The organism is Protofrankia sp. Cr1, assembly GCF_963555865.1.
Lineage (GTDB): Bacteria > Actinomycetota > Actinomycetes > Frankiales > Frankiaceae > Protofrankia.
On record NZ_CAUVXO010000585.1, the window covers coordinates 1 to 3,187 of the forward strand.

Annotated in this window: 4 protein-coding genes; all 4 read right to left on the minus strand. The window is 71.9% G+C overall.

Going from position 1 to position 3,187, the window contains the following annotated elements; all coding sequences use genetic code 11:
- Positions 1–1,148: transglutaminaseTgpA domain-containing protein (locus U9980_RS26240; RefSeq protein ID WP_322770378.1), on the minus strand; the 1,148-nt coding region annotated here is incomplete at its 3' end.
- 68 nt (positions 1,149–1,216) lie between these two features.
- Positions 1,217–1,561: a hypothetical protein gene (locus U9980_RS26245; RefSeq protein ID WP_322770379.1), complete on the minus strand. Its 345-nt coding sequence runs from the start codon at positions 1,559–1,561 to the stop codon at positions 1,217–1,219.
- Positions 1,558–2,556, minus strand: coding sequence for a MoxR family ATPase (locus tag U9980_RS26250; protein ID WP_322770381.1), 999 nt, complete (start codon positions 2,554–2,556; stop codon positions 1,558–1,560). Before U9980_RS26250 ends, U9980_RS26245 begins: the two co-directional genes overlap by 4 nt.
- A 167-nt stretch (positions 2,557–2,723) precedes the next feature.
- Positions 2,724–3,002 carry a hypothetical protein gene (locus tag U9980_RS26255; protein ID WP_322770380.1) on the minus strand — a complete coding sequence of 93 codons (279 nt, stop codon included), beginning with the start codon at positions 3,000–3,002 and terminating at the stop codon, positions 2,724–2,726.
- Positions 3,003–3,187 lie beyond the last annotated feature (185 nt).

Below are 3,187 nucleotides of genomic sequence, written 5' to 3' on the forward strand. Positions count from 1 at the left end.
CCGCTGTCGACGTCCACGGCCAGCCCGGTGCCGTCGATCTCCACCGGACGGTCTACGGCTGGCAGCAGTGGGCCCTCCAGCCGATCGATCACCACATCCTGTCGGATCTGGCGGGCGGAATCCTGCTCCTCGGCGTCCGGCCTTCCCGCGATCGGCGGTACCCGGCGGCCAGCCGGGACGAACTGGGCGGACGACGCCCAGGAGCCCCCGTCGAACCGGTCGAAGACGGCCAGCCGGATGTTCGCCGCGGTGTTCGCCGCCGCGTCGGCGCCGCCCGTCCCAGACAGCCGCACGGTGAACAGCGACCTGTCCGGGTCGCCGAGCCACGCCGAGACCTGGTCCAACGGACTGATGGCCGGCACGGAGTGCTGGGCGATCACGCGGTGCGCACGGACGTCGTACGGCTCGCCGCCAGCCGCCGACGTCATCGCCGGGCCGGCGAACAGCGCAGCGACGGTGATGACGACGAGCAGCGGCAGTCCGAGCGCGGTCGGCCCCGGCGAGAACCGCTGCCGCGGCGCGACGGAGGACCGCGCCTGGTCCTCGGCCAGCGCTGGTGGCCGGGCCTCCGCCCGACGGCACAGGACGAGCAGGCCGGTGGCGGCGAGCAGCCCGGTCGCCAGCGGCAGGTTCGAGCCCGCCCCCGGGACGGTCATCGTCACCCCGATCGCGAAGACCACGATCGGCCCGACGGCCGGGAGCAGCGCCGCCCGTGTCCGAGTCACCAGCTCCGCCCCGATGCCGGCCGCGAGCCAGGTCAGTGCCTGGGGCACGACCAGCAGGTCCGGCGAGCTGGGCGCCGGCAGTATCACCTCGAGCAGCCGCGCCCAGCCGTGAAGCAGGCCGTCGCCGATCGCGGGCAGTACGTCGGATGTCGCCGGCGAACCGTGCCGGAACAGCGTCAGCCCCACCACGCCCAGCCACGCCGCGACCCACACAGGCACGGACAGCACCAGCGGCGCGGGACGGCGGGCCGCGGTCGCGACCACCACGATGACGACGGGCCCGAGCGTTGCCAGCGTGACGGGCCCGGTGAGCGCCTCCCAGCCGAACGCCCGATGGAACGACGCCCCCGCCAACCAGGCCGCCGCGACGAGAGCGGCGAGACCACCCGCCCGGGGCAGCGCCCGGCTCGCCAGCCCGATCATCGGGTCCGACCTGCGGAGTTCGCCGGCCAAGCCGACACCAGAGCCGCGGCGTCGGCGACGTCCAGGACTCACAGCCGCCCGCTCCCGGTGACGGTGTGCTGCGGCGTGGATTCGACCTCGTCACCGGTGCCGCCCACCCGGATCATGATCGCCTGCTCGAATCCGTCGACGGCCGTCACGGTCACCGCCGCCGTCTCGCCGCGGCGGACCCGGCCGGGCACCACCTCGATCTGTGCGGCCAGTTGCGGCCTGCGGGCGACGACGATGATCGCGGCCGCGCCGCCCGCGGCAAGCACCGCCAGTTCTGCGAATCGCAGCACGCCTGCGACGATCGCCAGCACCACGGTGGCGCCGGCAACCCCCCAGCCGGTCGGGGTCACGACGAGCAGTGCCTCCCGTCCCCGGCCACTCATGCGCCGGCGCCAGCCAACGCCTGGGGGACGGGGATGGCGGCGAGCACCTCGCGGATCGCATCCGACCCGCCGTAGCCGCGCAACTCCGAGTCCGCGGTGGGGATCAGCCGGTGGGCGAGCACAGGCACGGCCAGCGCCTTGACGTCGTCCGGGGTGACGAACCTCCGGCCGGCCGCGGCCGCCCTGACCTGCGCCGCACGCAGCAGGGCGATGCTGCCGCGGGGGCTGGCGCCGAGGCGCAGCCGCGCGAGTGATCGGGTGGCCGCCACCACGTCGACCACATACTCGTGCAGGGTGTCCGAGACATGGATCTGCGTGGTGGTGGCGATCAGGCTCGCCATCTCGGCGGTGGACAGCACCGGGCTGAGGTCCTCCACGCGTAGGCCGGACTGCCGGGTACGCAGGATCGCCACCTCGGCGGCGCGGTCCGGATAGCCCATCCCGATCCGCATCAGGAAGCGGTCCAGCTGTGCCTCCGGCAGGGCGTAGGTACCGTCCATGTCGACCGGGTTCTGGGTGGCGACCACGAAGAAGGGCCACGGAACCGGATGGGGCTCGCCGTCGACGGTGACCCGCCCCTCCTCCATGACCTCCAGCAGCGCGGACTGCGTCTTGGGAGATGCCCGGTTCACTTCGTCGGCGACCACCACGTGTGCGAACACCGGCCCCGGGTGGAACGTGAACTCGTTGCTTCCCTGACGGTAGACGGTCACCCCGGTCACGTCGGAGGGCAGCAGATCCGGAGTGAACTGAATCCGGTGGCAGGACGCGTCCAGCGAGGCCGCGATGCACCGGGCCAACGAGGTCTTCCCCAGGCCCGGGACGTCCTCGATGAGCAGGTGCCCGCCCGCGAACAGGCAGGTCAACGCCAGTGACACCACCTCAGTCTTGCCCCGGAGTACCAGCTCGACGTTGTCGACGAGGGACTGGAAGGCCGCCGCGAAGTCAACTGGCGCGGCCTCCCCAGCCGGTATCCGTGAATAGCCGGTCGGCATTTCTGACTCGCCGGTCGGCATTGTTGACACCCTGTTCTCCTGTCAGACAGTCGTCGATATATGTGAGGTATCCGGAATCGCTGGACCGGCTACAGGTGGGGACGCCGGGGACCGGCTCGTACTGCCCGCCGCGGCTCACCGCGGTCGCGGGCAGAAAACCCCGGCTTTCAGCACTGTGGCACATTGGTGTCGACGAAGACGTTATTGGGCGGGCCGGACGACGAGCCGTCATTGTAGAAGTTGTCGGCCGGCGCGTACCGGCCGGCGGCTGCCCCGGACACGACCAGGTAGTACCAGGGGTTCCGGTCCGCCACCGGGTCGCCGGTCGTCCGGCAGCGGACCTGCACGGGCACGTACTCCCCGATCCTGGGCGTGTTCGCGCCGACGAAATGTGGAGTGGCGAATGTGGGCGAGCCGGATTTGCTGGGGACCTCGGTGTAGGTCACAGGCACAGGCACAGGCACAGGCACAGGCGTCGGGCTGGGGGCTGTGGTCGGGTTTGTGGTCGGGCCTGGGTTTGTGGTGGGGACTGGGCTGGGGGCTGCGGTGCGGCTGGGGTTTGTGGTCGGGCTGGGGGCTGTGGTGCGGCTGGGGTCTGTGGTCGGGCCTGGGTTTGTGGTGGGGACTGGGC

Coding starts and splice junctions, on each gene's coding strand:
- U9980_RS26245 (WP_322770379.1), bottom strand. CDS start 1,561: ATGAGTGGCCGGGGACGGGAGGCACTGCTCGTCGTGACCCCGACCGGC.
- U9980_RS26250 (WP_322770381.1), bottom strand. CDS start 2,556: ATGCCGACCGGCTATTCACGGATACCGGCTGGGGAGGCCGCGCCAGTT.